This window comes from Streptomyces sp. NBC_00683 (genome assembly GCF_036226745.1).
In the GTDB taxonomy this organism is placed as follows: Bacteria; Actinomycetota; Actinomycetes; order Streptomycetales; family Streptomycetaceae; genus Streptomyces.
The window spans coordinates 3251268-3278013 of the sequence record NZ_CP109013.1 but is presented as its reverse complement, the minus strand read 5'-3'; the positions used below and the strand labels follow the sequence as shown (position 1 = coordinate 3278013).

The following is a 26746-nucleotide window of genomic DNA, read 5'->3' as shown; positions in this document are numbered from 1 at the left end:
GGGCGTCAGTCGGACCGGCGATCACGTACCCGCCGACGGGCGCGGTCGACAACCCGTGTGTCCGGTCACCGTCGGCGAACGAGCCGGCCGTTCAGGACGAGGTGCGCTGTCATGCCGAGGACGAGCCCCCAGAACGCCGAGCCGATGCCGAACAGGGTGACGCCGGAGGCCGTGGCCAGGAATGTGACCAGGGCGGCCTCACGGTCCTTGTCCTCCTTGACCGCACCCGTCAGGCCCGCGGACAGCGCGCCGAAGAGGGCGACGCCTGCGAGAGCGGCGACGAGTTCCTTGGGCAGGCCCGCGAAGAACGCCACAAGGGTGGAGCCGAACGCGCCGACCACCAGATAGAACGCACCGCAGGCCACCCCGGCGACGTAGCGCCGCCGGGGGTCGCGATGCGCCTCGGGGCCCGTACAGATCGCGGCGGTGATCGCGGCGAGGTTCACGGCGTGGGATCCGAAGGGGGCGAGCACGGCGGAGACCAGGCCGGTGGAGCCGACCAGGAGACGGTCGTCGGGGCGGTAGCCGGAGGCGGACAGCACGGCGACTCCGGGGGCGTTCTGCGAGGCGAGCGTGGCCAGGGTCAGCGGGACGGCGATGCCGATCAGTGAGGCGACGGAGACGCTGGGCGCGGTGAACACCGGCTGCACCAGGCCGACATGGTCGAGGCGGATGTGCAGGCGTGACGTGGCCGCGCTGCACAGGACGCCGACGACGAGGGCGATGAGCACGGCGTACCGGGGGAGCAGGCGCCTGCCCAGCAGGTAGGCCAGCAGGACCGAGCCGGCGATGAGCGGGGTGCCTTCCAGCGAGGTGAACACACCGGTGCCGAAGGAGAGGAGGATGCCCGCGAGCATGGCGGAGACGACCGCGCCCGGCACCATCCGCATCAGTCGCCCGAAGACCCCGGTCAGTCCGATCAGGGCGATCACGACACCGGAGACCACGAAGGCGCCGATCACGTCTCCGTACGCGTACGAGCCGATGCTGGTGACCAGGAGCGCGGCACCCGGGGTGGACCAGGCGGTGATCACCGGCATACGGGTACGCAGGCTGAGGGCGATGCAGGTGAGGCCGCTGCCTATCGAGATCGCCCAGATCCAGGAGCCGGTGCGGGCGGCGTCCAGGTGCGCGGCGTGGGCGGCGGACAGCACGATGACCAGCGGACCGGAGTAGGAGACGACGACCGCGACGAGCCCGGCGAGGACCGCCGAGAGCGAGAGGTCGCGTGCGAGCCCGGGGCGTGGCGCCTGCCCGGAAGGCCCCGAAGGCCCGGAAGCTTCGGTGGGCCCGGAAGCTTCGGTGGGCCCGGAAGCTTCGGCGGGCTCGGAAGGCCCGGAAGGCCCGGAAGGCCCGGAAGGTTCGGCGGGCGCGGCAGACTCGGAGGACTCGGCGGGCTCGGGAGGACCGTTGCCCTCCGCCCATTCGTCCGTCGCCGGGGTCGAAGGACCGGGCATCGCTGTAGCGCCTCTCCGCTCTGGGGGGCTCGTAGCCGTACGAACCGTAGGGACTTACGAACCCTTACACGAACGGACGCGGTCGACCCGCCGGTTCCGGCCCGCGAGACGGACGTCTGCCGGGGCGCATTGGGCTCGGGGCTGGGCCTACGGGCGGCGGGAGACCCCCAGTACTACATCCGGGCGGTCGTGCGCGATGGGAAGCTCAATCACCGCGTTCCCGTCCGCGGCGCCGTGACCCGGCGTCCTGACGAGGTTCTGGCAGCGAGACGGAAGAGACGAGGGCCGCGTCCATGGGTGTCGACGCAGTGCTGAAGCGCGTGGACCGGCCCGGCACCAGTCCCAGGCGGCGCCGGCTGACCCAGGTCGACGTGTTCGTGGACGACGCGGACACGTTCGCCCGCATCTGCGGCGGGAGCGCCCTGCCGATGCTGTCCCGGGTCGACCTCGACGGAACGCTGGTCCTGACCGCCGCCGACATGGAGCAGTTGCTCACCGAACTCGACGGAACCCGCAGCCGCACCACCGGGGCGGCGCAGCGAGCTGCCCTGGACGCGGTCGGGCGCATCGCCCGGATCTGCCGGGACGATCCCGCCACGGAACTCCATCTGGAGGGCGACTGACCGCCCGGGCGCACAGTCGCAGGAGCGGGATTCCCGTCCGGGCGTGCCGAGTTGGGTCCGTGGGCCCAAGACGGGCGACCGCCCGGAAAATAGCGTCGTCGCGGCAGATGATCGACGCCCGCCCCGGCGCGCCCCCACAGCGCCGGGCCGGGCCGCAACCGGAAGGTGACGACGGATATGCCCACGGCTGAGCAACTGACCCTGACCGACGAGGAGTCCCGGCTCCTCCAGCAGGGCCTGATCGAGTGGAGCGGCCCCGCACGCTGTACGGAGGAGTTCGCCGTGGCCATGGGCTTCGACGGTACGGAGGATCTGAACCGCCGGGGCCTGTGGATCCGAAGAGCCCTCGCCGAGAAGGAGGCTCTGGACCCGATGGACTGGGCGCGGGCGCTGCTCGCGACGGAGCTCGCCTTCGCCAGCGATGTGGTCGGCTCGGGCTACGGGTGGTCGACCACGACCGGCTGGCCCGACGACACCACGGTGCGCGTCCTGCGCTCGACCCAGCTGAAACTGATCCGTACCGTAGCTCCGCTGGTCGGCCGGGGCCTCGGGACCCTGACCGAGGCCGAGCAGTAGGGTCACCGGTCGGCCCGCGTCCGCAGAGTTGGGTCCGTGGGCCCAAGACGACTGCCGTGTGCGGTAGTTAGCGTCGTATGCATGCCAGTTCTGGGGGTTGTGCGTCGTCGGTTGCGCCGTTGGTCGCGGGGGTTCGTCCCGCGTACGGATGTGCGTCTTGCGGGTCTGCGCCGGTCGCAGCGGGGTCAGGGTGCGATCGAGTACGTCGGCCTGGTCGTTGTGGTCGTGGCCATTGTGGGCGCCTTGTTGGCGACGGGGATGGGCCCTCAGCTGGCGGAGCGGTTCGGTACGGCCGTCTGTCAGGTGACCGGTGGCGGCAACTGTGGCGGCGGTGACGGGACCGAGGCCCAGGGCGGCGACTCGGGTTCACCGGGCGACGGGTCCCCGGCGTCGGACGACGGTTCCCCCAAGACGCAGACACAGATCGATTATGACGATGCGTTGAAGGACCTTCAGGATGCGCAGAAGGAGGAGAAGACCAACTCCGACAAGGCTGTCGAGGCGGCCAAGGAGCTTGCGAAGATCCTTGCCGAGGAGTTGGGGATCACGGATGCGCTGGACTGTGTCACCAAGGGTGACATGGGTGCGTGCACCGAGACGTTGATCAATGTGCTGCTGAGTCTTGTGGGGGGTGCGGTCGGGAAGCTCGCGGCGAAGTACGGGGCGCCGTGGAAGTGGAAGAAGGCCGTCGAGCTGATCAAGAAGCTCAAGAAGCACGGTGGGGACCTGTATGACGGGCTGACGGGTCTGATCAAGAACCGCAAGAAGGTTCAGGACGCGGAGAAGAAGCTCGCCGACGCGAAGAAGAAGCTCGACGCGGAGAAGAAGGACCCGCCGAAGAAGGACGAGAAGGCCGACGACAAGCCGACCACCTGCCCGGTGAGCCACAGCTTCCCGCCCGGGACCCCGGTCCTGGTCGCCGACGGCGGGCGCGTCCCGATCGAGTCGCTGCGGACGGGGGACGAGGTCGTCGCCACCGACCCGGTTCGCGGTCTCTCCGAGGTACGCAGGGTCACGGAGACCTTCACCACGTACGACGACAAGGAGTTCACCCGGCTGAGCACCTCCGCCGGTCAGGTCACGGCCACTGACACGCACCCGTTCTGGCTCACCGGCCGGCAGCGGTGGGTGGACGCCGGCGACATCGTGACCGGGGACCGGCTGCGGCTGCCCGGCGGTGCTTCGCTCCTCGTGACCGGCGTCTCCCGGTACACCGAGCAGCAGACCACGCACGACCTGTCGGTCGAGGGAATCCACGCGTACTACGTCGGTGTCGGCGCCGCCAGCGCGCTCGTGCACAACAACGACTGCGAATTCGAGACGGACCCGAGCGTCAAGGGCCCCGCGGCCGGCAAGAAGCTCAAGCCGCCGCACCCCCGTCACACCGTCGCAGGGGCGCGCAACGGCATGGTGAAGGAGAAGAACACCGTCATCCTCAAGGGCAATGAGGCGGACATCCAGAACGACATCAAGGGGATCGCGGAAGGCAAGGGGAAGCTCGTCGACAACGGCAGCGCCTACGAGATCAACGGCCGCAAGTACGGGGTCGAGGAGAACGGCCGGACCTTCCCGATCTCCGGCAAGGGCCTCGTGGAACTCGACAGGAACGAGTACGCGGCCCTCAAGGAGATCGCCAAGGCGGGAGGGAAGACCGATTCGCCCGCTTTGACAAGGAACCCGCGATTCGCCGACCATCCCGAAGTGGTCGAGAAGGCCAAGAAGGTCTACGACGGGACCTATTCGTGACTGTGCTCTACACCTTCCTCTCGGTGCACCGGCCGGAACCGCGGACCATCGCGGCGGCGCTGGCCGGTGCGATCGGTCTGCCGGTGGCGGACACGGACGTGGCCGACGAGGACGACGAGCAGACGTACGACCGCAACTGGGACGCTCCGGTGCTGTGCACCTACCGGGGCGTCGGCGGGGACGTGGCGCTCTCCTGGGACGTCTCGGTATCGGACGCGGTGACGTCCCCGCCCGACGAGTCGGAGGCGGCACTGCGGCTGGCACTGCGCCTCGGTACGACCGTGCTGTACCCCGCACAGGAGCAGGCACCGTCGGCGTACTGGGCGGCCGGCCCGGACGGGACGGTCACCCGGGCGCGGTTGCTGGAGACGGACGGCGAGGGGGACGGGGAGCCCCCGGCCCTCGTGGTCGACGCGGTCGAGGCATCCATGGCGCAGCTACCGACCGCACGCGTCGAAGTGCTGGCCGAGATCCTGCGGGGGGAGAAGCTCGGCACCCCGGTCGCCGATGGTTTCGCGGACACCACGGACCCGGGGCGCACCGCCCCCGCGGAGAGCCCCGTGAACCGTGCGCGCGAGGCGCTGCTGCTCTGGGAGCGGCTGGTACGCCGCATCGCTGCCGACTGGGGGCCGACCGGGCGCTACCCGTTCGACCTGTACGCCGAGGACCTCGGCACCCGCGACCGCCTGGAGGAGCTGATCGAGGCGGCCTCGGGCGATGAGCGGGAGCGGCTGGCCCGAGCCGTCGCAGCGCTCGACGACGTGTTCCGCGGACACACGGAGGACGACGGCGGCGCGCTGCTCGGACATCTCACCCGGTCGGGCACGGCGGTCGCCGAGCGCGGCTGGTGGTGGTGCCGCCGCCCGGCCCGGCCGCCCTGGGACGGCTGAGGACGCGAGCCGGCGAGGAGGCGGCCGGGGCATCGGCGATTGGGAGCGGGGCGGGCGCCTGTGCTCATAATCGGCCGCATGCACGACAACCTGACCAGCGCCCGGCCGTCGGTGCCGCCTCCGCACGGGCACGCCGTCCGTCTCCGCGCCGCGGCGGCGTTCAAGGCCGCAGCCCCCGCCCTCGGGGCCTACGCGGTCGTACGGGTCACCGGGCTCGTCGTCTTCTGGGTCGCCGCCTCCCTAGCGGGCAAGGACGCGCTCAAGCTGCTCGGCGGTCGCTGGGACTCCGTCTGGTACCAGCGGATCGCCGAGCACGGCTACCGCTACACCGCCACCCTTCCCGACGGCAGCGTCCACTCCGACCTGGCCTTCTTCCCGCTCCTGCCCGCGCTGGAACGCGCCATCGCCGAGGTGACCCCGCTCACCGTCCGGGGAGCGGGGATCACGGTCGCCTGGGCCGCGGGGCTGCTGGCGGCCTGGGGGATCTTCGCCGTCGGGGCGCGCCTGCACGGGCGGCGGACCGGGGTGGTGCTGGCGGCACTGTGGGGCGCGTATCCCACCGCGTTCGTGCAGTCGATGGCGTACACCGAGACTCTCTTCACCGCGCTCGCCGCCTGGGCGCTGTACGCCGTGCTCAGGGACCGCTGGATCGTGGCGGGCGGGCTGTGCGTCCTCGCGGGCCTGACCCGGCCCTCGGCGGCCGCGCTCGTGGCCGCGCTGGCGGTCACGGCCCTGGCCGTGCTCGTACGGGAGTACCGGGCAGGTGACCGGAAGGGCCTCGTGCGCAGGCATGCGCGCATGCTGGCGGGCGTCTGCCTCGCACCGCTGGGCTGGCTCGCGTACGTGGTGTTCGTCGCCGTGCGGGAGGACAGCCCGTTCGCGTACTTCGAGGTCCAGGCCGCCTGGGGCAACAGCATCGACGGGGGCCGGGCGCTGGCCGCCTTCATCGTCGGCCTGCCGCTGCCCGCCGCTCTCGGGCTGTGCGTGGCGCTCGGGCTGCTGGGCTGGCTGGTCGCCCTGTGCGTACGGCAGCGGCAGCCGCTCCCCGTCCTCGTGTACGCCATCGCCGTCGTCGTCATCTCGCTGATCGGCTCCGGGTACTTCGGCTCCCGGCCGCGCCTGATGATGCCGGCGTTCCCGCTGCTCCTCCCGCCCGCCGTCGCGCTCCTGAGGCTGCGCACGACGGCCCGTACGGCCACGGCCGTCGGCGTGCTCGCCCTGGCCTCCGCCGCCTACGGGGCCTGGACGCTGCTCGGCTCGGGACCGCCCTGACCGAGGCGGTGTCCGCCGCCTCCTGGCTCCGGGGGCCGCCATTGGGCCCACGGGCCCACGCGCCCGCGGACTCCCGGTTGTTAGCGTGCAGACTCCGGGTGCACTGTCGGTCAGGAGCGTTGAACGATGAAGGTACGTACGACTGTCATGGCGGCGACCGCGGCTGTCCTGTGTCTCACGGCTGTCGCGTGCGGGCCGGGCGACAGCGCGGACAAGGGTGAGCGCAAGGACAGCGGGAAGGCCACCGGCAAGGCGAGCGGCAGCGCGAGCGCCTCGCCCGCTCCGGGCTCCGACACCGGATCCGCTCCGGGACCCAAGCCCACCAGCAACGGCAAGACGCTCACGGAGGCCGAGCTCCTCAAGGTGGCCCTGGCCAACGGTGAGCTGCCGGACTACGACTTCGCCAAGATGCCGGGCGGCGACGAACGCGGCACCGAGCAGTCCGAGAACCCGGCCTGCCGGCCGATCGCCTCGATCATCAACGGATCGCCCGAACCCGCCCCGGCCGCCACCGTCTTCCGTACGGCCATGGACGTCTCGGAAGAGGGCCAGGACGACCAGACGGTCGTCACGGAGATCCTCACCTCGCACGCACCCGGCGGGGCGGAGCAGCTGCTGAGCTCGGTGCGCGACGCGGTGAAGGCCTGCGCGGGCGGCTTCCGTACGACGAGTGACGACGGGCCGTCCACGTACACCGAGGTCAAGGCGCTGCCCGCGCCGAAGGCGGGGCAGGAGTCGCTCGCCTACCAGGTCACGGGCAGCATCGAGGGGGAAGGCGTGCCGCTGGTCTTCCAGCTCGTACGGACCGGTTCGACGGTCGTCACCTTCTACGCCGCCAACTTCACTTCGGCCAGGACGCCCGAGGTGCCGGCCGCACTCGTCACCGCACAGGCGGCCAAGCTCCCCTGAGCCCCGGCAGGCGTACGGCCGGGGTCAACGCAGCACCGCCATGCCCAGTGCCGCGAACAGGGCCACGAGGACCAGTGACGCGGCGGCGATCGCGGCGACGTTGCGGACGCGTTCCTTCGTCGGGCGGGACGTGACTTCGATACCCGTGTGGGACGGGAAGGCGTAGTAGTCGCGGTGCGGGTCCGCGTGGACGCGGACGTGGGCCAGCGGGAGGCGGCGGAGGGTCGCGCGGCGGGCGACCTCGTCCTTCCGCGGGGCCAGGAGCGGGTCGATCAGGGTCCGGTCGGCCTCGTCCAGGTCGTCCGGGAGTTCGTCGGCCGCGCCGCGCAGCACGGTCTCGTGCCACCGGCCCGCGTTGCCGGTCGTGCGCCTCAGGTCCAGTCTGCCGAGCCGCCGCTCCTTCTCCCGGCGGGGGCTCTGGTTGATGTAGCCCTCGGTCCACACCGTGAAACGGCCGGTGCCCTCGCACTCCTGGTGGATGACGCGCTTGGTGCCCTCGCAGGTACCGCACTGCACGGAGCCCGTCTTCTTGCAGGTGGTGCAGTCCAGTTGGCGCCGGCCGCCGCACTTGGGGCAGGCCACCTGCGAGGTCCGGCAGCGTGTGCAGAGGACCCGGTGCGCCGAGGGGGCCGCGGCGTACGGGTGCGCAGGTCTGCCGGCGCGTCTGCGCCCCGTGCCCTCGCACTCCCAGCAGGCGTCCGGGCCGCCCTGGCAGACGGGGCAGTCGACGAACCGGGGGCAGTCGCGGACGCCGCGCCCGCCGCACGCCCCGCAGGAGTTCGTTCCGCCCTTGCACTTCTCGCACCGCTCCTCACCGAGCGAGCCCCGGCGCACCAGCCGCCAGGCGTCGTGCCGCTCCGGATCGTCGGGCGGGGCGACCCGGTAGGACTCGATGGAGGTGTACGTCGGCCGTCCGGCCAGTTCCTCGCGGCGGCTGCCGGGCTCCCGCATCGGGCGTTCGCCGCGCTCCTCGACGGACCGCACGATGCGGAAGTCCAGCAGGAACTGCCAGGTGAGGGCGGCGGCGCCGGGATCGGCCAGGCGGGCGGAGACTCCGCGCCGGCGTGCGTACACCTCCACCGCCTCGAGTATCTCCGTGTCGGACGGCACCCGGGCCACGGTCGCTCCCCCCTGTCGACGACCAGACGCTCAGGGTAGGAGCGGCCCGCAGGTCCGGCAAGGTCGATACGGCGGGGTGCGGCAGGGGCGCCCGCGGAGCGCCCCGCGCCCGACTACCGTGTCGTGGCGGTCACTTGGACCCGTGTGCCCGGCCGCAGCCCCCACTTCTCCATCGCGCCCGCCTCCGACTCCACCACATGGCGGGCGCGCAGCCGGGGCAGCCCGAGGCGGCCCGGCTTCATCGTGCGGACCGCCAGGACGTTGAACTTCCGGTCCAGATACGCCACATCGATGGTGAACCGCATCCGGAAGGTGTGCACACTCCCGCACGGCGTGATCAGGAGTGCCCCGTCGACGCCCTCCACACCCAGCAGTCCCCGCATCCGCGCCCGGTAGGACGCCGCGATCCGCAGCGGCACCTCCTGCGTGCCCGTACCCGTACCGACCGTCAGCGTTCCGCCGCCATTGCGCCATTTCCCCATGGGCACCGACCGTAGCCGCCGGAGCCCCGATCTGGGTCCGGATCGGTCACTGGTGGGCCCCAGGGCCCAAGACCCCTGCCGTGCCGCCGGATTAGGGTCGGCGTCGTGGACGCCACACTGATTGCGGTCGCCGCCCTCTGGGGCGCCGCCACCGGACTGCTGCTCCCGCGCGCCGCCTACCGGTTCTCCGTCGAGCCGGAGGAGCCCTGGCGGGTCGCGTGCCCGGCCGGGCACGCACTCACCGGCCCGGGCCGCGGCTGGCTCGGCTCGACCCGGTGCGCGAACTGCGCCGTGGCCGTCCCCTCGCTCCCGGCAGGCGCGGCCCCGCAGGCCGCCCCGCCGGCCGGACGGCACCGCTACGCCCCCGCGGTCCTCGCCCCCGTCGTCACCGTCCTCGCGTGCGTCGCCCTCGCCGCCGCCACCGGCGCCCGGCCCGAGCTCGCCGTCTGGCTGCTGCTGGCCCCGGTCGCGGTGCTCCTCGCCGTCATCGACCGCAGGGTCCACCGGCTCCCCGACCGGCTGACGCTGCCGCTGGCCGGTGCCGCCGTCGTGCTCCTCGGTGCCGTGGCCCTGCTGCCCGAGCACGCCGGGTCCTGGATCTCCGCGCTGCTCGGCGGAGCGGCGCTCGGCGGCTTCTACTTCCTGCTGTTCCTGATCAACCCGAACGGCATGGGCTTCGGCGATGTGAAGCTCGCCCTGGCCCTGGGCGTGGCGCTCGGCTGGTACGGGTGGGCGGTGCTGTGCGCGGGAGGCTTCGCGGGGTTCCTGCTCGGGGCGCTGTACGGACTCGGCCTGATGCTGCTGCGTCGGGCCGGGCGCAAGACGGGCATCCCGTTCGGCCCGTTCATGATCGCGGGCGCGCTGCTGGGGCTGCTGTTCGGCGGACTGGCCGCCTGACCGGGCCCCACGGAATTACGGTCGCGCGGCCCGCACCCGGCTGACACGATTCCCGTATGAGCGAACAGTCCCCGGCCGACGGGTCCCAGGCCTCCGACGCGCGCTTCGGCGCCCTGGTCGCCGAGGCCGCCGCCGTCTCCGTCGACGGCTGGGACTTCTCCTGGCTCGACGGGAGGGCCACCGAGGAACGCCCCTCGTGGGGGTACGCGCGGGCCATGGCGGACCGGATGGGGCGGGCGCGGGCCGCGCTCGACATCCAGACCGGGGGCGGCGAGGTCCTCGCCTCCGCACCCGAACTGCCGCCGCTCACCGTGGCCACCGAGTCCTGGCCCCCGAACATCGCCCGCGCCACCGCCCTGCTGCACCCGCGCGGAGCCGTCGTCGTCGCGGACGCCGACGAGCCGCCGCTGCCCTTCGGGGACAGCGCCTTCGATCTGGTGGTCAGCAGGCACCCGGTGACCACATGGTGGGACGAGATCGCCCGGGTGCTGACACCCGGTGGCACGTACTTCTCGCAACAGGTCGGGCCCGCAAGCGTCTTCGAACTCGTCGAGTACTTCCTCGGCCCGCAGCCGCCCGAGGTCCGCGCCGGCCGTGACCCCCGGCGGGCGCGGGCCGACGCCGAGGCCGCGGGGCTCGACGTGGTCGACCTGCGCTCGGAGCGGCTGCGCACCGAGTTCTTCGACATCGGCGCCGTCGTCTACTTCCTGCGGAAGGTGATCTGGATGGTGCCGGGATTCACCGTGGAGGCCTATCTGCCCCAACTGCGCTCCCTGCACCGGCACATCGAGGCCGAGGGGCCCTTCGTCGCGTACAGCGCCCGGTTCCTGGTCGAGGCCCGCAAGCCGCTGTAGCGCCAACGGGCATACGCTGAAGACGGTTTCACGGGCCGCCGGATGCAACGGCAGCACCCGCTCCTCCGTCCTACCCATGGGTAGTGCGACCCTGGTGGTTGAGCGCACAGCGAAGGAGCAGGTCATGACGGTGGGAAGGGATACGCCCGGCGAAGAGATCCGCCAACCCGCCGGCCGGCCGCGCCACGGCAACGCCGACTGGCTCACGGGTGCGCGGATCACCGCCGTCCACGGCCTGTTCTACCGCCCCGAGGGGCGCGCCGGGGAGCCCGAAGCCGTCGAATTCCTCCTCGACGGCGGCCAGTCGGTCCTCATGACCTGCGTCTCCGACTGGACGCTGCGGATCACCTCGGGCACCTGGCCCGGACTTCCCGACTGGTGCGTGCCCGCGGGGCAGTGGCAGTTCGCGCAACTGGGCCAGCTGCCCCCGCCGCCGTACGGAGGAGCCTGGACGGTCCTCGGAACCCAGGAGCGCCGGGACGAGCACGGCGAGGTGCACGAGGCCGTCATCCGGTGCGAGAACGGCGACTTCGTGATCATCGGCGGGGACACGGTCGCGATCCGCTTCGTCCGCCGCTGAGCCGCCGCGACGCGGGGCCGTCCTACGCGTGCGGCCGTCCTACGCGTGCGGGCCCACCGTCACCTTGCCCACCGTCAGCTCGGGCCTGCCCTCCAATACGGCACCCACCCGCTCCACCTGCTCCTCCAGCGCCCGCAGGTGAGCGGCGCCGAGGACGGACAGCGGCTCCACCGTCACGGCGATCCGCTTCCCCGACCGGCGCTGGTGCCAGACACCGGCGACCGTGCCGTCCACCAGCAGCACCGGGAAGTTGCCGGCCTGCCCGCCCGCGAGCGCGCGCTCGTACGCAGCGCCGGGGAACAGCCGCTCACGGGGGAAGGAGGCGATCGTGAACGCGTCGAAGTAGGGGAGCAGACGCACGCCGCGCGCGGGGGCCGCCGGGAAATCGGTGTCGCCCGCGGCCACCCAGGCGGTCCCGCTGTCCTCGAAGGCGACCTCTTCGATCGCGCCGTCCCCGGCCAGGGTCCCGAAGAGCTCTCCGGCCCAGCCGCGCGGCGCGGCGAGCCACCGGGCGAAGTGGGCGGGGGTGGCGGGACCGTACGCGTACAGGTAGCGCCGCACGAGCGCGGCCAGCGCCTCGGGGCCGGGCAGCGGCACGTGGCCGGGGTTGGTGTAGGTGGCCCTGCGGCCCCGGTTCGGGGCGTAGCACAGGGCGCCCCGGTGGCCGGCGAGGTGCAGCACCTGGCGCCAGCGCGGCCACATGTCCTGGAACCCGGGCATCACCAGGTCCCCGGCCCAGGGCCCGGTGCGGGCCACGACCTCCTCGGAGAGCTCGTCGATCGTCAGCTCCGCACCGGTCAGCGCGTCGGACACCGCCGCCACGACGGCCTCGACCTGGTCCGGCGTCATCCGGGCGTCCTTCGGGAACGGACTCGTCCCGGTCGGTACGGCGGAGAGGGCCCCGGTCCAGAGCGGGAGGTCGCCGGCGGGCAGCAGGTGCACCGTGCCGCGCGGGCCGAACGTCTTGACGAGCGTCCGGTCGGTCCACAGCGCCGTGCGCACATCGGCCCGGGTCGACCCCGCCGTACGCAGGCACACCGAGAGTTCCGCGGCGGACAGCACCTGGGCGTGCGCGCCGAGCATGGCGGCGACGGCTTCCGCGGGTGACGAGGGGCGCGCGGGCGAGGTGGAAGCGGTGCCCGGGGAGCGGCCGGTGTCCTCGGTCAGGGACTGCCGGGCCAGCCGCCGGGCATTCGCCTGGGGCCAGGTCACGGTCACGGTGCGGGCGCGTGTCGTCATGGACCGAACCTAGGACGTCAACAGGACAGTTCCGGTCCTGTACGGCTGGGGCGCGGAGCTTTCGGGTGCCGGAATCCGTGCTCACAGCGAAGTCCGGCGAACTCGGAGAGTAATTATGGAGTGGCGTGGCACGCAGCATCACTTACGAAGGGTTATGGTGGAAACCCCCCCTCGGGCCGGTCCGTAACCCCCCCCACGGACCGGCCCGTTTTTTTGTGGCCGGGCTGTGTTACCCCTGTGGCTCCTGTGCAGAAGCGGTACCGGCTCCGTGTCCGGGACCGGCTCCTCAGCCCCGGTTGGCCCAGATGTTGGTGCTCGCGGTGTCCACCGCGAAGGTGTCGATCTCCTTCAGTTCGGCCTCGGAGAGCGCCGGTGCGCCGAGCGCGGCCACGTTCTCCTCCAGCTGCCTCACACTCGACGCACCGATGAGGGCCGACGTCATGCGGCTGTCCCGCAGCACCCAGTTCAGCGCCAGCTGGGCGAGGGACTGTCCGCGGCGCACGGCGATGTCGTTCAGCCCGCGCAGCCGGCGCACCATCTCGTCGGAGAGAAGGTCCGGGTCCAGGGACTTGCCCTGCGAGGCGCGCGAACCCTCCGGGATGCCCTTGAGGTACTTGCCCGTGAGCAGCCCCTGGGCGAGCGGCGCGAAGGAGATGCAGCCCATGCCGGCCGTCTCCAGCGTTTCGAGCAGCCCGTCGGACTCCACCCAGCGGTTGACCATCGAGTAGGACGGCTGGTGGATCAGGGCGGGCACGCCCATCTCCCTCAGCAGCCGGGCCGCCTCGGCGGTCTGTGCGGCGTTGTACGAGGAGACACCCGCGTACAGCGCCTTGCCCTGGCGTACGGCGGAGGCGAGCGCCCCCATCGTCTCCTCGAGCGGCGTGTCGGGGTCGAAGCGGTGGGAGTAGAAGATGTCGACGTAGTCGAGCCCCATCCGCTTCAGCGAGGCGTCGAGCGAGGACAGCAGGTACTTGCGGGACCCCCACTCCCCGTACGGGCCCGGATGCATCTCGTAACCGGCCTTGGTGGAGATGATCAGCTCGTCCCGGTACGGGGCGAAGTCCTGCCGGAAGAGCTTGCCGAAGTTGAGCTCGGCGGAGCCGGGCGGCGGACCGTAGTTGTTGGCCAGATCGAAGTGGGTCACGCCGAGGTCGAAGGCGCGGCGGAGGATGGCCCGCTGGGAGGCGAGGCTGCGGTCGTCGCCGAAGTTGTGCCACAGGCCGAGCGAGACGGCGGGGAGCTTGAGCCCGCTGCGGCCCGTGCGGCGGTACTCCATGGAGTCGTAGCGCGACTCGGCGGCGATATGGGGGAGGGAATCAGTCACGTTTCTCTCCCTATCACGGACTTGTGACAGACCGGGTTGGGCCCTTACCACTCGTGCGCAGTAATGTGGCGGCTTCGGGAAATGCCGATGCGCGGCGCGAGAGTGTGATGTGCGGACTGCGCGGGATTCCCCCCGGGGACCGCCCCGGACCCCCGGCGACGGGGAGGACGGGCCTGCGGCCCGTACGGAACCGAGAGGGTGAACTCAGTGAACTTGCGCGACCTGGTGTACGGGCTCTACGCACGCCGGGTGGAAGGCCGCCTGGATCACGCGCAGGTGCCCAAGCACATCGGAGTCATCCTCGACGGAAACCGGCGCTGGGCGAAGGCCTCGGGCGGTTCGGCCGTGCAGGGACACCAGGCGGGCGCGGACAAGATCTCCGAGCTGCTCGGCTGGTGCAGCGAGACCGAGGTCGAGGTCGTCACCCTCTGGCTGCTCTCCACGGACAACTTCGACCGGCCCGAGGCGGAGCTCATCCCGCTGCTCGGCATCATCGAGAACACCGTGCGCAACCTGGCGGCCGACGGGCGGTGGCGTGTCCACCACGTCGGCACGCTCGACCTGCTGCCGGCGCGGACCCAGACCGTCCTGAAGGAGGCGGAGGAGGCCACGGCCGGTATCGACGGAATAATCGTCAATGTCGCCGTCGGCTACGGCGGGCGCCAGGAGATCGCGGACGCGGTGCGGTCCCTGCTGCTGGACCACTCCGCCAAGGGCACGACCTTCGAGGAGCTCGCGGAGGTCGTCTCCACGGACCTCATCTCCGAGCACCTCTACACCCGCGGACAGCCCGACCCGGACCTGGTGATCCGGACCAGTGGCGAGCAGCGGCTGTCCGGCTTCATGCTCTGGCAGAGTGCCCATTCGGAGTACTACTTCTGCGAGGTGTTCTGGCCGGCCTTCCGCAAGGTCGACTTCCTCCGCGCCCTGCGCGACTACGCGGCCCGCCACCGCCGCTACGGCGCCTGACGGACGGGTCGGGCCCGTCCGGCGACTGACGGCACGACAACCACGGGCGGCCCCCGTGGAACCCGGGCCGAAGTGCTGGTCCACCCCACGCGCATGGCTTCGCGTGTTCGAGGGAATACCCCTGTCAGGTCGATATCCAGTCACAACCAGGCGGATGTCGCAGCCAAGTGAGCGGAGCCCAGTCCGCTCGCCCGGGAGGCCCTTTGCACACGAAGGACCGCACATCGTGCGGCCGACGCGGAGGGCCGGTGTTCGGCCCGCGCAAGGGGTCCGAACCCGGTCCGTCCTCTCCCTTTGGGAAGTTCCGCGACGTCCGTCGCACTCCCCGACCTCGTCCGAGGGGGTACGTCCTTCCGTGGTGACCAGCACTAAGCGCCGCATGCCCGACAGGCGCACCTATGTTCTCGACACCAGCGTCCTGCTGGCCGACCCCAACGCCATGGCCCGCTTCGACGAGCACGAAGTAGTGCTGCCGATCGTCGTGGTCACGGAGCTGGAGGCCAAACGGCACCACCCCGAACTCGGGTACTTCGCCCGGCAGGCCCTGCGCCTGCTGGACGACTTCCGCGTCCGGTACGGCCGGCTGGATGCCCCGATCCCCCTCGGGGATCTGGGCGGGACGCTCCGCGTCGAACTCAACCATTCCGACCCCGGTGTACTGCCCGCCGGCTACAGGTTGGGGGACAACGACTCACGGATTCTCGCGGTAGCGCGCAATCTGCAGGCCGAGGGGTACGACGTCACCGTCGTCTCCAAGGACCTGCCGCTCAGGATCAAGGCGTCATCGGTCGGCCTCCTCGCCGAGGAGTACCGCGCCGAACTCGCCATCACCGACTCCGGCTGGACAGGGATGTCCGAGCTGTCGCTCTCCGCCGAACAGGTCGATCTGCTGTTCACCGAGGAGACGCTCTACGTCCCCGAGGCGGCCGACTTCCCCGTACATACGGGACTCGTCCTCCAGTCCGAGCGCGGCAAGGCCCTCGGCAGGGTCACCGCCGAGGGCAATGTGCGCCTCGTGCGCGGCGACCGGGAGGCCTTCGGGATCCACGGCCGCAGCGCCGAGCAGCGCATCGCGCTCGATCTGCTCCTCGACCCGGACGTCGGCATCGTCTCGATGGGAGGCAGGGCGGGCACCGGCAAGTCGGCACTGGCGCTCTGTGCGGGCCTGGAGGCCGTGCTGGAGCGCAGGCAGCACCAGAAGGTGATGGTCTTCCGGCCGTTGTACGCGGTCGGCGGGCAGGAGCTCGGCTATCTCCCCGGCAGCGAGTCCGAGAAGATGAGCCCCTGGGCGCAGGCCGTCTTCGACACGCTGTCGGCGGTCGCCGGGCGCGAGGTCATCGAAGAGGTGCTGGGGCGCGGGATGCTGGAGATCCTGCCGCTCACCCACATCCGGGGCCGTTCGCTCCACGACGCGTTCGTGATCGTGGACGAGGCGCAGTCACTCGAACGGAATGTCCTGCTGACCGTGTTGTCCCGGATCGGGACGAATTCCCGCGTCGTGCTCACCCATGACGTGGCCCAGCGGGACAACCTCAGGGTCGGCCGGTACGACGGAGTCGTCGCCGTGGTCGAGAAACTGAAGGGACATCCGCTCTTCGCGCACGTCACGCTCACCCGCTCCGAGCGCTCGCAGATCGCCGCGCTGGTGACCGAAATGCTGGAGGAAGGCCGGATCTGACACCGGAAGTCCCAAAGATGCCGCCCGGCGAGCCAAGGAGCTTAGCCGGGCGGCATCGTGTTGCGCCGTCATTTCCGTAAAACACTTGCTCCAAACGGGGTGTGACCTTTAACACGCAACACAGAATTGCAACGCCCCGTGTCCGTCCGGCAGAGTCTTGCTTCCGTCAGGCCCCGCATACGGCACTTGGGCACCTCCAGAGGCGCCACGCACCACACAACTCAACAATCGCCGTCCGTATGCCGCCCGCGAGCACCACGCGGCACTTCCGCAAGGAAGTTGCCCACCGGGCCCGTGCCTCCCGTGACCCAAGCAGTAGGGAGGCCAGCGTCAAGGGCACGATTGCGCCCGCGAGGTCACCTAAGCGGGCGATGCTGGAAGGACACCATGTGAGCCGGATCTCGGTCCGGGGGTTCGCAGTGGCATCTGCCACCGCGGTCACCACCGTAGGCGCCGTCGTCGGCGTTGCGTCGGGCAGCACTCCCGCTGCTGACGACAACTTCGAGGCTGCCGCAGCCGACACCACGCTGCTCGCAGACATTCCCGCGGGCCAGCAGGCCCAGGTTCAGACCGCTTCGTTGACGCAGCAGGCCGATGCACAGGCCTCCGCTGCCGACGCGGCGGCGAAGAAGTCTGCTGAAGAAACGGCCCGCATCCAGGCCGCCAAGGACGCCAAGTCGAAGAAGCAGGCGGCCGAGGACAAGCTGGAGGAGGAGCGCGAGGCGAAGGCGGAAGCCGATCGCGCGAGCCGCTCCGACGTCCGCGACGCCTCGTCGTTCTCGGCTCAGGGCTCCTACAGCGTGGCCGAAGTCCAGGCGATGGCCCGCCAGATGATGCCGGCCGACCAGTTCCAGTGCTTCAGCAACATCGTGGAGCGCGAGTCGGGCTGGAACTACAGGGCGTCGAACCCGTCCTCGGGTGCCTACGGCATCATGCAGGCGCTGCCCGGTTCCAAGATGGCGTCCGCGGGCGCCGACTGGCAGACCAACCCGGCCACCCAGATCAAGTGGGGCCTCAGCTACATGAACAGCGACCGCTACGGCAGCCCGTGTGCGGCCTGGTCGTTCTGGCAGGCCAACCACTGGTACTAGGAACCCCCGCGAGGTTCCGCTCTCAACCTCGTGAAGCCCCGCACCGTCATACGGTGCGGGGCTTCACGCGTGTACGGTCGATCCGAACAGCTCCGGGGGAGTGATGGGAGCAAGCGGGGGAAAGGGAAAGTTCATGTCAAAACTTCCGGGGTGGCTCGGGCGTCTGGGCGCCGAACTGACGCAGATCGGGGCGCGCCTGGAAGAACGGCGCGCCGAGGACGAACGCCGGGCCGACTCCCTGTCCTCCTCGACCCTCTCCACCGTTGCCGCCGCCAATGCGGCCGCCGCCGAGCAGGTGCCGCGCCCGCCCGCGTACGCCCCCTCCGTGGCCGCCAGGCCCGATCCGGTGGCGGCGATCCCCTGGGGGATGCGCGTCGCGGCCGAGGCCGGCTGGCGGCTGCTGGTGCTCGCGGGCACGCTCTGGGTGCTGATGCGGATCATCAGCGCCGTCCAGCTGGTCGTCCTGGCCTTCGTCGCCGCACTGCTCGTGACCGCCATGCTCCAGCCGACCGTCGTACGGCTGAAACGGCTCGGACTGCCGCGCGGTCTCGCCACCGCCGTCACCGCCGTGCTGGGCTTCGTCGTCATGGGCCTGGTCGGCTGGTTCGTCGTGTGGCAGGTGATGGACAACCTCGACACGCTGTCCGACAGGGTGCGCGACGGCATCGACGAGCTGAAGCGCTGGCTCCTGGACAGCCCGTTCCATGTCACCGAGTCGCAGATCAACGACATCGCGAAGAACCTCAGCGACACCGTCGGCACCAACACCGAGGAGATCACCTCGGCCGGACTGCAGGGCGTCACCGTGATGGTGGAGGTCCTCACCGGGATACTGCTGGCGATGTTCTCGACGCTCTTCCTGCTGTACGACGGGAAGCGCATCTGGCAGTGGGTGCTCAAGCTGGTACCCGCCCAGGCCCGGCCGGGCGTCGCCGGCGCCGGACCGCGTGCCTGGCGGACGCTGACCGCCTATGTGCGGGGCACGGTGATCGTCGCCCTGATCGACGCGATCTTCATCGGACTCGGGATCTACTTCCTCGATGTGCCGATGGCGGTGCCGCTGGCCGTCTTCATCTTCCTCTTCGCCTTCATCCCGCTGGTCGGCGCCGTGATCTCCGGGGCGCTCGCCGTGGTCGTCGCACTCGTCACCCAGGGCGTGTTCACCGCGCTGATGGTGCTGATCGTGGTGCTGGCCGTGCAGCAGATCGAGGGCCACATCCTGCAGCCGTTCATCCTCGGCCGCGCGGTGCGCGTCCACCCGCTGGCGGTCGTCCTCTCGGTCGCGGCGGGCGGCATGATCGCCGGCATCGGCGGCGCGGTCGTCGCCGTACCGCTGGTCGCCGTGACCAATACGGTGGTCGGCTATCTGCGGGCGTACGGGCGGGAGGACTCCCTGCGCCACTCGCCGCAGCCACACGGCGCGACGGCGATCGGGGTGGCGCCGACGGAGGCTCCCGGGGCGCGGCAGGCCCGCGAGGTGCCCGCCGACGACGACGGGACGGGCACGCAGGACGAGCCCGGGAAGCAGTAGCGCGCACAGACGCATAAGAAGGGCCCCGGGGACGGTCGGTCGTCCTCGGGGCCCTTCTCGTACATGGGTACTGCGGGTGTTACTCGGCGAGCACGGCCTCGGCCTCGAGGGTCACGCCGACAGCCTGGATCACCGAAGCGATCTTTACGGCTTCCTGAATGGTCTCACGGTCCACGCCGGCCTTGCGCAGCACCTGCTCGTGGGAGTCCAGGCACTGGCCGCAGCCGTTGATCGCGGAGACGGCGAGCGACCACAGTTCGAAGTCGACCTTCTCCACGCCCGGCTTGCCGATGACGTTCATCCGCAGGCCCGCACGGAGGTTCCCGTACTCGGGGTCCGACAGCAGGTGCCGGGTGCGGTAGAAGACGTTGTTCATCGCCATGATGGCCGCAGCCGACTTCGCCGCGGTGTACGCCTCGGCGGAGAGGTTGGCCTTCGCCTCCGGCTCGAGCTCACGCAGCACCTTCGGCGAGCGCGAGGCGATCGCGCAGGCGAGGACGGTGCCCCAGAGCTGCTGCTGGGGGAGCTCACTGTTCCCGATGACCGAGCCGAGGTTCAGCTTCAGGTCCTTGGCGAAGTCCGGAATCGCGGACTTCAGTTCGTCGAGTGCCATGGGGGTATCAGCTCACTCGCCCGAGAGGAGCGCGACCGGGTCGAGGGTGTTCTCGCCCTTGGTCCAGTTGCAGGGGCAGAGCTCGTCGGTCTGCAGGGCGTCGAGGACCCGCAGGACCTCCTTGGGGTTACGGCCCACGGAACCGGCGGTCACCATCGTGAACTGGATCTCGTTGTTCTGGTCGACGATGAAGACGGCGCGCTGGGCGAAGCCGTCCTCGCCCTCGATGCCGAGGTCACGCATGAGCTCGTGCTTCGAGTCGGCCAGCATCGGGAAGGGCAGGTCGGTCAGGTCCGGGTGGTCCTTGCGCCAGGCGTGGTGCACGAACTCGGAGTCACCGGAGAAGCCGAGGATCTGGGCGTCGCGGTCGGCGAACTCCTCGTTCAGCTTGCCGAAGGCGGCGATCTCGGTGGGGCACACGAAGGTGAAGTCCTTCGGCCACGCAAAGACGATCTTCCACTGACCCTCGTAGGTCTTGTGGTTGATCTGCTCGAACTCCTTGCCGGTCTCCAACGACACGCAAGCGGTCAGGTCGAACTGGGGGAACTTGTCACCGACAGTGAGCACGCGCACTCCTTGAAGCATAGGAATTCCCTTTTTGGGGGTGTTCCTGGGGGTTGGACGATCTCCACCTTGGCACAGAGTGCATTGATCGCGGAAATAGCTACACTCGGTCGTGATGATCGGAGGTACCTATCAGTGGCGTACGTAAATCAGGGTATTAGGGCCAAGCAGCCCAGTCTCTCGCAGCTGCGCGCCTTCGCGGCCGTCGCGGAGCATCTGCACTTCCGGGACGCGGCGGCAGCAATCGGGATGAGTCAGCCCGCACTCTCCGGAGCCGTATCGGCGCTGGAGGTGGCACTGGGTGTCCAGCTCATCGAGCGTACGACGCGCAAGGTGCTGCTCTCGCCCGCCGGGGAGCGGCTCGCGGTGCGGGCCGACGCGGTGCTGGAGGCCGTGGGCGAGCTGATGGAGGAGGCGGAGGCGGTGCGGGCGCCGTTCACCGGGGTGCTCAGGCTCGGTGTGATCCCGACCGTGGCGCCGTACCTGCTGCCCGCGGTGCTGCGGCTGGTCCATGAGCGCTACCCCGAGCTGGACCTCCAGGTGCACGAGGAGCAGACCTCCTCGCTGCTGGAGGGGCTGGCGGCGGGGCGGCTGGACCTGCTGCTGCTCGCCGTCCCGCTCGGCATGCCCGGTGTCACCGAACTGCCGCTGTTCGACGAGGACTTCGTCCTCGTCATGGAGCAGGAGCACCGGCTGGGCGGGCGCACCGACATTCCGCGGGAGGCACTGCGCGACCTGCCGCTGCTGCTGCTCGACGAGGGGCACTGCCTGCGCGACCAGGCGCTCGACATCTGCCGTGAGGCGGGGCGCACCGACGGGGCGCCGGTGACGACGACCGCCGCGGGGCTCTCCACGCTGGTGCAGCTCGTCGCGGGCGGTCTCGGGGTGACGCTGCTGCCCCGGACGGCGGTGACGGTGGAGACCGGGCGCAACGAGGCGCTGGCCACCGGGTACTTCGCGGATCCGGCCCCCTCGCGGCGGATCGCCCTGGCGATCCGCACGGGGACGGCGCGGCACGAGGAGTTCGAGGAGTTCGCCGCGGCGCTCCGGGAGGCGCTGGTGACCCTTCCGGTACGGGTACCGACAGCCGGCTGAGCGCGGCCCTGTCCGCAGAGGACGGGGCCGCACCCGTGCGGCGTCACTCCGTACGCAGGCCGTCCGGGCGCATCATGCGCCACAGCAGGGGGAGCGACAGCAGGGTCACGGCCAGGACGATGCCCGCGCCCGTGCCCGCCAGCGGCAGGAACAGCCACCACTGCGTCACCGTCTTGGCGATCATCCAGGTCAGCACGGCGCCGAGCCCGAGGCCGCCCGCGATCGCGGCCAGCAGGCCGATGACCACCGGGACCGCGGTCTGCCAGAGCACCGACCAGCCCAGGGTGACACGCCTGGTGCCGAAGGCGACCAGGACCGACAGCAGCCGCCTGCGCTCCCGGAGCTGCTCCAGCTGGGAGACCAGCATGGACGCGGCGATCAGCAGCAGGGTCGCCGCGGCACCGAACCGCAGGCCGGTCTGCACGCTCGCGTACTGCCGGTCACGCGTCACCGAGGTCAGGGTGCCGACCCGCATCCCGGGGTCGATCCTGGCCGCCGTGTTCCGTACGTACTCGGCGGCGTCCTCGACGCTCCCGTCGACCCGGATCTGCGCCATGGTCTGGGCGTTCGGCAGCGTGCGCGGGTCGATCGCGCCGACCGTCGCCATGATTCCCCAGTGGTCCTCGCCGAGCGGATCGCGGGCAGAGGTCACGGTCCGGGCGTCAGCGGGCAGTGTCCACCGCAGGGGCTTCGCGCCGGCCGCGGTGCCGACGGTCGGGTCGAGCTCGATCTCCTTGCCCTTGCGGGCGGTCCGGTCGACCCAGTCGGACATCTTCCTGTCACCCCTCGGATGGACGACGAAGACGTCTCCGTCCTTGCAGGAGGTGATCTCGGCGATCTCCATCAGGGTCGCGCAGTCACCGATGCTGAGGGAAGTGGTGGGCTGCAGCTCGTCGGCCGTGTACGTCCCAGGCCGGGTCACGTACGTCTCGACCGTCCCGATGACGGTCTCCACCCCCTTGGTGGCCCGGAACGCCTCGACGGTGCGGGTGGCCGCGTCCCCGGAGACCTTCTCGGAGTACGTGTGGAACTGGGCGCGCGAGGGGTCCTGCCCCGTGACCCGCTCGAAGTCGTCGCCCATGGCGGCGAACAGCATCTGCAGGGCCACCGCCCCCGCCACCGCGACCGTGATCCCGCTGACCGCGCGGGTCGCCGCCCCGCTGTTCAGCTGGAGCCGGCGGACGGCGAGCTGCCAGGGCACCGGGCCGCCGCGCAGCCGGTTCACGAACGCCTCGACGAGCCAGGGCAGCAGCAGCGCCAGCCCGACCAGGACCAGTACCGCGCCGGCCGCGATCGGGAACGGGCTGACGGGCGTCGTCTCGTCGACCCGGCCGGTGAGTCCCAGCACCACGAGACCCAGGGCGGGCATCGGCAGACGCCACCACAGGCGGCGCCTGCGGGCACGGGCGCCCCGTACGACGCCGAGCGGTTCGATGACCACGGACCGCAGGGCGGCCAGGGTGACGAACACCGCGGCGAGGGGCACCGCGACGGCGATCAGCGCCGCCAGCCACGGGGCGGGCACCAGATCGGACGGGAAGGCGCTGTGGTCCCACAGCTCGACGGCGCCCACGAACGACCGGCCCACCAGGAAGAACACCAGGCCGGCCAGCAGGCCGAGCACCGAGCCGAACAACGCCTCACCGGCCGCGATCCGGCGGGTCGACCGGATGTCCGTACCGACCAGGCGCAAGGCGGCGAGCCGGCGGTCGCGGCGGTCGCCGCCGAACCGCACGGCCGTGGCGATGAAGATCGCGACGGGCACCAGCAGGACGACGCAGATGATGATGACCAGCACCACCAGGAGGGGCGGGAGCCGATCACTCCCGGAGTCGTTCCCGTACCCGGCCAGGCGGTGGCCGCCGGCTGCGGTGGTCAGGCTGTCGCTGCCCGCGTAGAAGAGCAGCTCGCCAGGGGAGAGCAGACCAGGATCGCCGATCGTCCCGGAGATCCGGTACGGCAGCCGCTCCCTGAGGAGTTCGCCCTCGGAGGACGCCAGCAGCTCCCGGAGGGCCGGGGAGACCACCATCTCCCGCGGACCGGGGAAGCCCGCGACTCCGGGCGGGGTGGCCGGCCGGGTGCCCTCCGGGCGCATCAGGAACCCGCCGACGGAACGGCCGCGGTACTCCGTCTCCGCACTGATCCGCAGGACCGTGGTGTCCGACTTCGGGACGTCGGCCCTGCGCGAGGCCGCGACCTCCTCGCGGGCACGCTCGCGAGCGGAGCGCAGGTCCAGCAGCTGGGGGACGGACGAGGCGGCCAGCAGCAGTGCCACGCCGAGGCCGACGCCCACGGCGGTGAGCGCGGTCCGCGCCCAGCCCTCGCGCCCGCCCGCGGCGGCGAAGCGTATGCCGAGGCCGAGATCGCGCAGCCAGGTCATACGGCGTACTCCGCGTCGCGGGAGCGGCCGTCGCGCACGACGACGTCGCGGTCCGAGTACGCGGCGACCCGCGCCTCGTGCGTCACGAGGACGACGGCCGTGTTGGCCGACCGGGCGCACTCGGTGAGCAGTTCCATGATGCGCTCGCCGTTGAGGGAGTCCAGCGCACCGGTCGGCTCGTCCGCGAAGACCACCTTGGGCGATCCGACGAGGGCTCGGGCCACGGCGACGCGCTGGCCCTGACCGCCGGAGACCTCGCCGGGACGCTGGGCGGCCAGGCCGTCGACCTCCAGGCGCTCCATCCACCGCAGGGCCATCCGCTCGGCCTCCTTGCGCCGGGTCCCGTTCAGCCGGAGCGGCAGGGCGACGTTCTCCACGCAGGTCAGCTCGGGGACGAGCTGGCCGAACTGGAACACGAAGCCGAAATCGCTGCGCCGCAGGGCGCTTCGCTGTGCGTCCGACATGGCGGAGAGCTCACGGCCCGCGTAGGTGACGGTGCCCGAGTCGGGGGTGATGATCCCGGCGAGGCAGTGCAGGAGGGTCGACTTGCCGGAGCCGGAGGGGCCCATGACCGCGACGACCTCGCCGGGGTGGACGGAGAACGAGGCGCCGTCGAGCGCGGCCGTCGAACCGTAGGTCTTGCGCAGGTCGTGGGCGACGAGCAGGGAGCCGGCCGGGGTCACGCAGCCACCGCCGCGGCGAGCTGGTCCAGGCGGGCCGCGGTCAGTTCCAGCCAGCGCAGGTCCGCTTCGAGGTGGAAGAGGGCGTGGTCGCAGATCAGCTGGTCGGCGAGGTCGCCCTTGCGCTTGCGGTCGGTGAGGATGCGCATCAGGCGCAGGTGCTCGGAGCGCTGGGCGTCCAGCAGATCGGCGGCGCTGCGGCCGGTGAGCAGGGCCAGGACGACCTTCGTGTACAGGGTCGACTGGAGATACGGCTCAGGCTTCTCCGGCTGCGCCAGCCAGGTGGTGACGTCGGTGATGCCGGCGTCGGTGATGGCGTAGCGCTTGCGCTCGGGGCCACCGTCGGACTCGACGCCGTCGACCTCGACGAGACCGTTCTTCAGCAGCCGGGACATGGTCGCGTAGACCTGGCCGTAGTGGAGGGGCCGGTCGTGGCCGAACTTGTCGTCGAAGGCGCGCTTGAGGTCGTAGCCGTGGCGGGGGCCGGATTCGAGGAGCCCGAGGAGGGTGTGACCGATTGACATGGCGGCACTCTACATCGGGTGTATACCTCGCGTGTATATGGGTGCGGGGGTGCGGGGCCACCCCGGGGGCTCTGCCCCCGGACTGCCCCCGGACCCCCGGTCCTCAATCGCCGGACGGGCTTGATCCGGCACCCCGTACCGCGCGGTGCGGGCTTGAACCGGCGCCTTGTGCCGCTCGGTGCCGGCCCGCGAATTCAAGCCCCGCCGGCGATTGAGGCGCGGGGGTTCGGGGGCGGAGCCCCTGACGCGGGTGCGGGGTCACTCCGCGGCGCCCGGCTCCGGGGGCGGCGAATTCGGCGGGCGTCCCCGGCGGGGGATCGGGGCCGCACCGCCCGGCAGTCGCCCCGCCTCCGCCAGCGCCCTCCGCAGCAGGAACTCGATCTGCGCGTTGGCGCTGCGCAGCTCGTCCGAGGCCCAGCGGGCCAGCGCATCGTGCACCGCGGGATCCAGCCGCAGCAGCATTTGCTTGCGCTGCGGCCGCCGGGCGGCAGGGGTGGAGGCGTCGTCCGTCACTGGTAGAGCGTGCCCGTGTTCAGGACCGGCTGCGCCGCACGGTCACCGCACAGCACCACCATCAGGTTGCTGACCATCGCCGCCTTGCGCTCGGAGTCGAGCTCGACGATGTCCTGTTCGGCGATGCGGGTCAGGGCCATCTCGACCATGCCCACCGCTCCCTCGACGATCATCTGGCGGGCCGCGACGACCGCCCCCGCCTGCTGCCGCTGGAGCATCGCGGAGGCGATCTCGGGGGCGTACGCGAGATGGCTGAAGCGCGACTCGATGATCAGCACGCCCGCCGCCTGCACCCGCGCGGTGAGCTCGACGGCGAGCTTCTCGGTGATCTCCTCCGCGTTGCCGCGGAGCGAGAGGCCGCCCTCGTCGTGGGCGTCGTAGGGGTACTCGATCGCGATGTGCCGCACGGCCGCCTCGGTCTGCGTGGCGACGAACTCCAGGAAGTCGTCCACCTCGAACAGGGCCTGCGCGGTGTCCTCGACCTTCCAGACGACGATCGCGGCGAGCTCGATCGGGTTGCCGTAGGCGTCGTTGACCTTCAGGACGGCCGTCTCGTGGTTGCGGACCCGGGTGGAGATCTTGCGGCTGGAGGTCAGCGGGTTGATCCAGCGCAGACCGTCCGAGCGGATCGTGCCGACGTACCGGCCGAAGAGCTGGATGACCCGCGCCTCGCCCGGAGCGACCATTTTCACACCGCTCATGCAGAAGAACGAGGCGATGACGAGCAGCACACCGAGGATGAACAGGGGGATGCCGATGCCGTTGTGCCCGTTGGCTCCGAGGACGCCGCCGCCGATGGCCAGGCCGACGCCGACGAACACCCCGAGGACGGTCAGCAGCAGCCCGAGGCCGCCGGGGATGGAGTGCGCCGTGGTCTCCCTGACCTGGGGAGCGGGCATCTCGGGCGCGTCCGGCGTCAGGTCGGCGGCGGGGCCGGCGGAGTCGGGACGGTCGTGCGGTGCGGACATGGTTCCCCCGTTTCGTACGGCATAGCGCCGCGCTAGCAATGTGATTTCACATTATCCGACGTCGCAACCTTGTGCACCCCTCGTGAGTCGGTTCCTTAGTGACAGGTGCTGATTGTCACGTCCGGAAAAGACCGGATCGCTTGCCATTTGTCCGTGCTTTCGGTGTTAGCTG

Annotated in this window: 26 protein-coding genes; 14 read left to right on the top strand and 12 right to left on the bottom strand. The window is 71.1% G+C overall.

The genetic code is table 11. From position 1 onward, the window contains the following. Positions 1-65: 65 nt before the first annotated feature. Positions 66-1457 (bottom strand): benzoate/H(+) symporter BenE family transporter, encoded by a 1392-nt coding sequence (locus OG257_RS14325; protein WP_329207873.1) that lies wholly within the window; start codon positions 1455-1457, stop codon positions 66-68. Between the two features lie 293 nt (positions 1458-1750). Here OG257_RS14325 and OG257_RS14320 point away from each other — a divergent pair, with 293 nt between their 5' ends. The 6 genes from OG257_RS14320 to OG257_RS14295 all read left to right on the top strand — a co-directional run bounded on the left by OG257_RS14320 (position 1751) and on the right by OG257_RS14295 (position 7473). After that, complete coding sequence (locus tag OG257_RS14320) at positions 1751-2080, top strand: hypothetical protein (protein ID WP_329207871.1); 330 nt, start codon at positions 1751-1753, stop codon at positions 2078-2080. Positions 2081-2257: 177 nt separating this feature from the next. Next, a complete protein-coding gene (locus OG257_RS14315; RefSeq protein ID WP_329207869.1) occupies positions 2258-2656 on the top strand; it encodes a hypothetical protein in 399 nt (132 codons plus the stop codon). An 81-nt stretch (positions 2657-2737) separates the two neighbouring features. Further along, positions 2738-4402 carry a Hint domain-containing protein gene (locus tag OG257_RS14310; protein ID WP_329207867.1) on the top strand — a complete coding sequence of 555 codons (1665 nt, stop codon included), beginning with the start codon at positions 2738-2740 and terminating at the stop codon, positions 4400-4402. Continuing rightward, a complete protein-coding gene (locus OG257_RS14305; protein WP_329207866.1) occupies positions 4399-5292 on the top strand; it encodes a hypothetical protein in 894 nt (297 codons plus the stop codon). The genes OG257_RS14310 and OG257_RS14305 overlap by 4 nt, the downstream gene beginning before the upstream one ends. 78 nt (positions 5293-5370) lie before the next feature. Next, a complete protein-coding gene (locus tag OG257_RS14300; RefSeq protein WP_329207864.1) occupies positions 5371-6564 on the top strand; it encodes a hypothetical protein in 1194 nt (397 codons plus the stop codon). Between the two features lie 126 nt (positions 6565-6690). Next, positions 6691-7473, top strand: a complete 783-nt coding sequence (locus OG257_RS14295) for a hypothetical protein (protein ID WP_329207863.1) — start codon at positions 6691-6693, stop codon at positions 7471-7473. 24 nt (positions 7474-7497) lie between these two features. On the opposite strand, the gene OG257_RS14290 is transcribed toward OG257_RS14295, so the two are convergent. Continuing rightward, complete coding sequence (locus OG257_RS14290) at positions 7498-8583, bottom strand: hypothetical protein (RefSeq protein ID WP_329207861.1); 1086 nt, start codon at positions 8581-8583, stop codon at positions 7498-7500. Positions 8584-8705: 122 nt separating this feature from the next. Beyond that, positions 8706-9074, bottom strand: a complete 369-nt coding sequence (locus OG257_RS14285; RefSeq protein WP_329207859.1) for a DUF192 domain-containing protein — start codon at positions 9072-9074, stop codon at positions 8706-8708. Positions 9075-9179: 105 nt separating this feature from the next. Between OG257_RS14285 and OG257_RS14280 the strand changes: the two genes are divergently transcribed. The 3 genes from OG257_RS14280 to OG257_RS14270 all read left to right on the top strand — a co-directional run bounded on the left by OG257_RS14280 (position 9180) and on the right by OG257_RS14270 (position 11405). Then, on the top strand, positions 9180-9971 hold the full coding sequence (locus OG257_RS14280; protein WP_329207857.1) for an A24 family peptidase: 792 nt from the start codon (positions 9180-9182) through the stop codon (positions 9969-9971). A gap of 56 nt (positions 9972-10027) precedes the next feature. Then, entirely contained in the window at positions 10028-10825 is a 798-nt protein-coding gene (locus OG257_RS14275) for a class I SAM-dependent methyltransferase (protein ID WP_329207854.1), read from the top strand. 124 nt (positions 10826-10949) lie between these two features. Further along, entirely contained in the window at positions 10950-11405 is a 456-nt protein-coding gene (locus OG257_RS14270) for a hypothetical protein (RefSeq protein WP_329207852.1), read from the top strand. A 39-nt stretch (positions 11406-11444) separates the two neighbouring features. Here the strand turns inward: OG257_RS14270 and OG257_RS14265 are convergent, their stop codons facing one another. Both OG257_RS14265 and mgrA read right to left on the bottom strand, forming a co-directional pair. After that, the gene (locus OG257_RS14265; RefSeq protein ID WP_329207850.1) at positions 11445-12644 is read right to left on the bottom strand and encodes a winged helix DNA-binding domain-containing protein; all 1200 of its coding nucleotides are present in this window, start codon (positions 12642-12644) and stop codon (positions 11445-11447) included. A 286-nt stretch (positions 12645-12930) separates the two neighbouring features. Beyond that, positions 12931-13968, bottom strand: a complete 1038-nt coding sequence (gene mgrA / locus OG257_RS14260) for an L-glyceraldehyde 3-phosphate reductase (protein WP_329207848.1) — start codon at positions 13966-13968, stop codon at positions 12931-12933. Positions 13969-14175: 207 nt separating this feature from the next. Here mgrA and OG257_RS14255 point away from each other — a divergent pair, with 207 nt between their 5' ends. The 4 genes from OG257_RS14255 (at position 14176) to OG257_RS14240 (ending at position 19237) form a co-directional block, all read left to right on the top strand. After that, positions 14176-14937, top strand: a complete 762-nt coding sequence (locus OG257_RS14255) for an isoprenyl transferase (RefSeq protein WP_329207846.1) — start codon at positions 14176-14178, stop codon at positions 14935-14937. 355 nt (positions 14938-15292) lie between these two features. After that, on the top strand, positions 15293-16615 hold the full coding sequence (locus OG257_RS14250) for a PhoH family protein (RefSeq protein ID WP_329207844.1): 1323 nt from the start codon (positions 15293-15295) through the stop codon (positions 16613-16615). Positions 16616-17004: 389 nt separating this feature from the next. After that, a complete protein-coding gene (locus OG257_RS14245) occupies positions 17005-17706 on the top strand; it encodes a transglycosylase SLT domain-containing protein (protein WP_329207842.1) in 702 nt (233 codons plus the stop codon). A gap of 133 nt (positions 17707-17839) precedes the next feature. After that, positions 17840-19237, top strand: coding sequence for an AI-2E family transporter (locus OG257_RS14240; RefSeq protein WP_329207841.1), 1398 nt, complete (start codon positions 17840-17842; stop codon positions 19235-19237). 79 nt (positions 19238-19316) lie between these two features. On the opposite strand, the gene OG257_RS14235 is transcribed toward OG257_RS14240, so the two are convergent. Both OG257_RS14235 and OG257_RS14230 read right to left on the bottom strand, forming a co-directional pair. Next, positions 19317-19850 carry an alkyl hydroperoxide reductase gene (locus OG257_RS14235; RefSeq protein WP_073744727.1) on the bottom strand — a complete coding sequence of 178 codons (534 nt, stop codon included), beginning with the start codon at positions 19848-19850 and terminating at the stop codon, positions 19317-19319. Between the two features lie 12 nt (positions 19851-19862). After that, entirely contained in the window at positions 19863-20417 is a 555-nt protein-coding gene (locus OG257_RS14230; RefSeq protein WP_329207840.1) for a peroxiredoxin, read from the bottom strand. A 132-nt stretch (positions 20418-20549) separates the two neighbouring features. Between OG257_RS14230 and OG257_RS14225 the strand changes: the two genes are divergently transcribed. Continuing rightward, positions 20550-21509 (top strand): hydrogen peroxide-inducible genes activator, encoded by a 960-nt coding sequence (locus OG257_RS14225; RefSeq protein WP_329207838.1) that lies wholly within the window; start codon positions 20550-20552, stop codon positions 21507-21509. A gap of 43 nt (positions 21510-21552) precedes the next feature. Here the strand turns inward: OG257_RS14225 and OG257_RS14220 are convergent, their stop codons facing one another. The 5 genes from OG257_RS14220 to OG257_RS14200 form a co-directional block, all read right to left on the bottom strand. Continuing rightward, a complete protein-coding gene (locus OG257_RS14220) occupies positions 21553-23889 on the bottom strand; it encodes an ABC transporter permease (protein ID WP_329207836.1) in 2337 nt (778 codons plus the stop codon). Further along, a complete protein-coding gene (locus tag OG257_RS14215; protein ID WP_329207834.1) occupies positions 23886-24572 on the bottom strand; it encodes an ABC transporter ATP-binding protein in 687 nt (228 codons plus the stop codon). The genes OG257_RS14220 and OG257_RS14215 overlap by 4 nt, the downstream gene beginning before the upstream one ends. Continuing rightward, positions 24569-25093, bottom strand: coding sequence for a PadR family transcriptional regulator (locus OG257_RS14210; protein WP_329207832.1), 525 nt, complete (start codon positions 25091-25093; stop codon positions 24569-24571). The genes OG257_RS14215 and OG257_RS14210 overlap by 4 nt, the downstream gene beginning before the upstream one ends. Before the next feature lie 258 nt (positions 25094-25351). Further along, entirely contained in the window at positions 25352-25555 is a 204-nt protein-coding gene (locus OG257_RS14205) for a hypothetical protein (protein ID WP_329215084.1), read from the bottom strand. Between the two features lie 47 nt (positions 25556-25602). Beyond that, positions 25603-26574 carry an SPFH domain-containing protein gene (locus OG257_RS14200; protein ID WP_329207830.1) on the bottom strand — a complete coding sequence of 324 codons (972 nt, stop codon included), beginning with the start codon at positions 26572-26574 and terminating at the stop codon, positions 25603-25605. Positions 26575-26746: the final 172 nt, after the last annotated feature.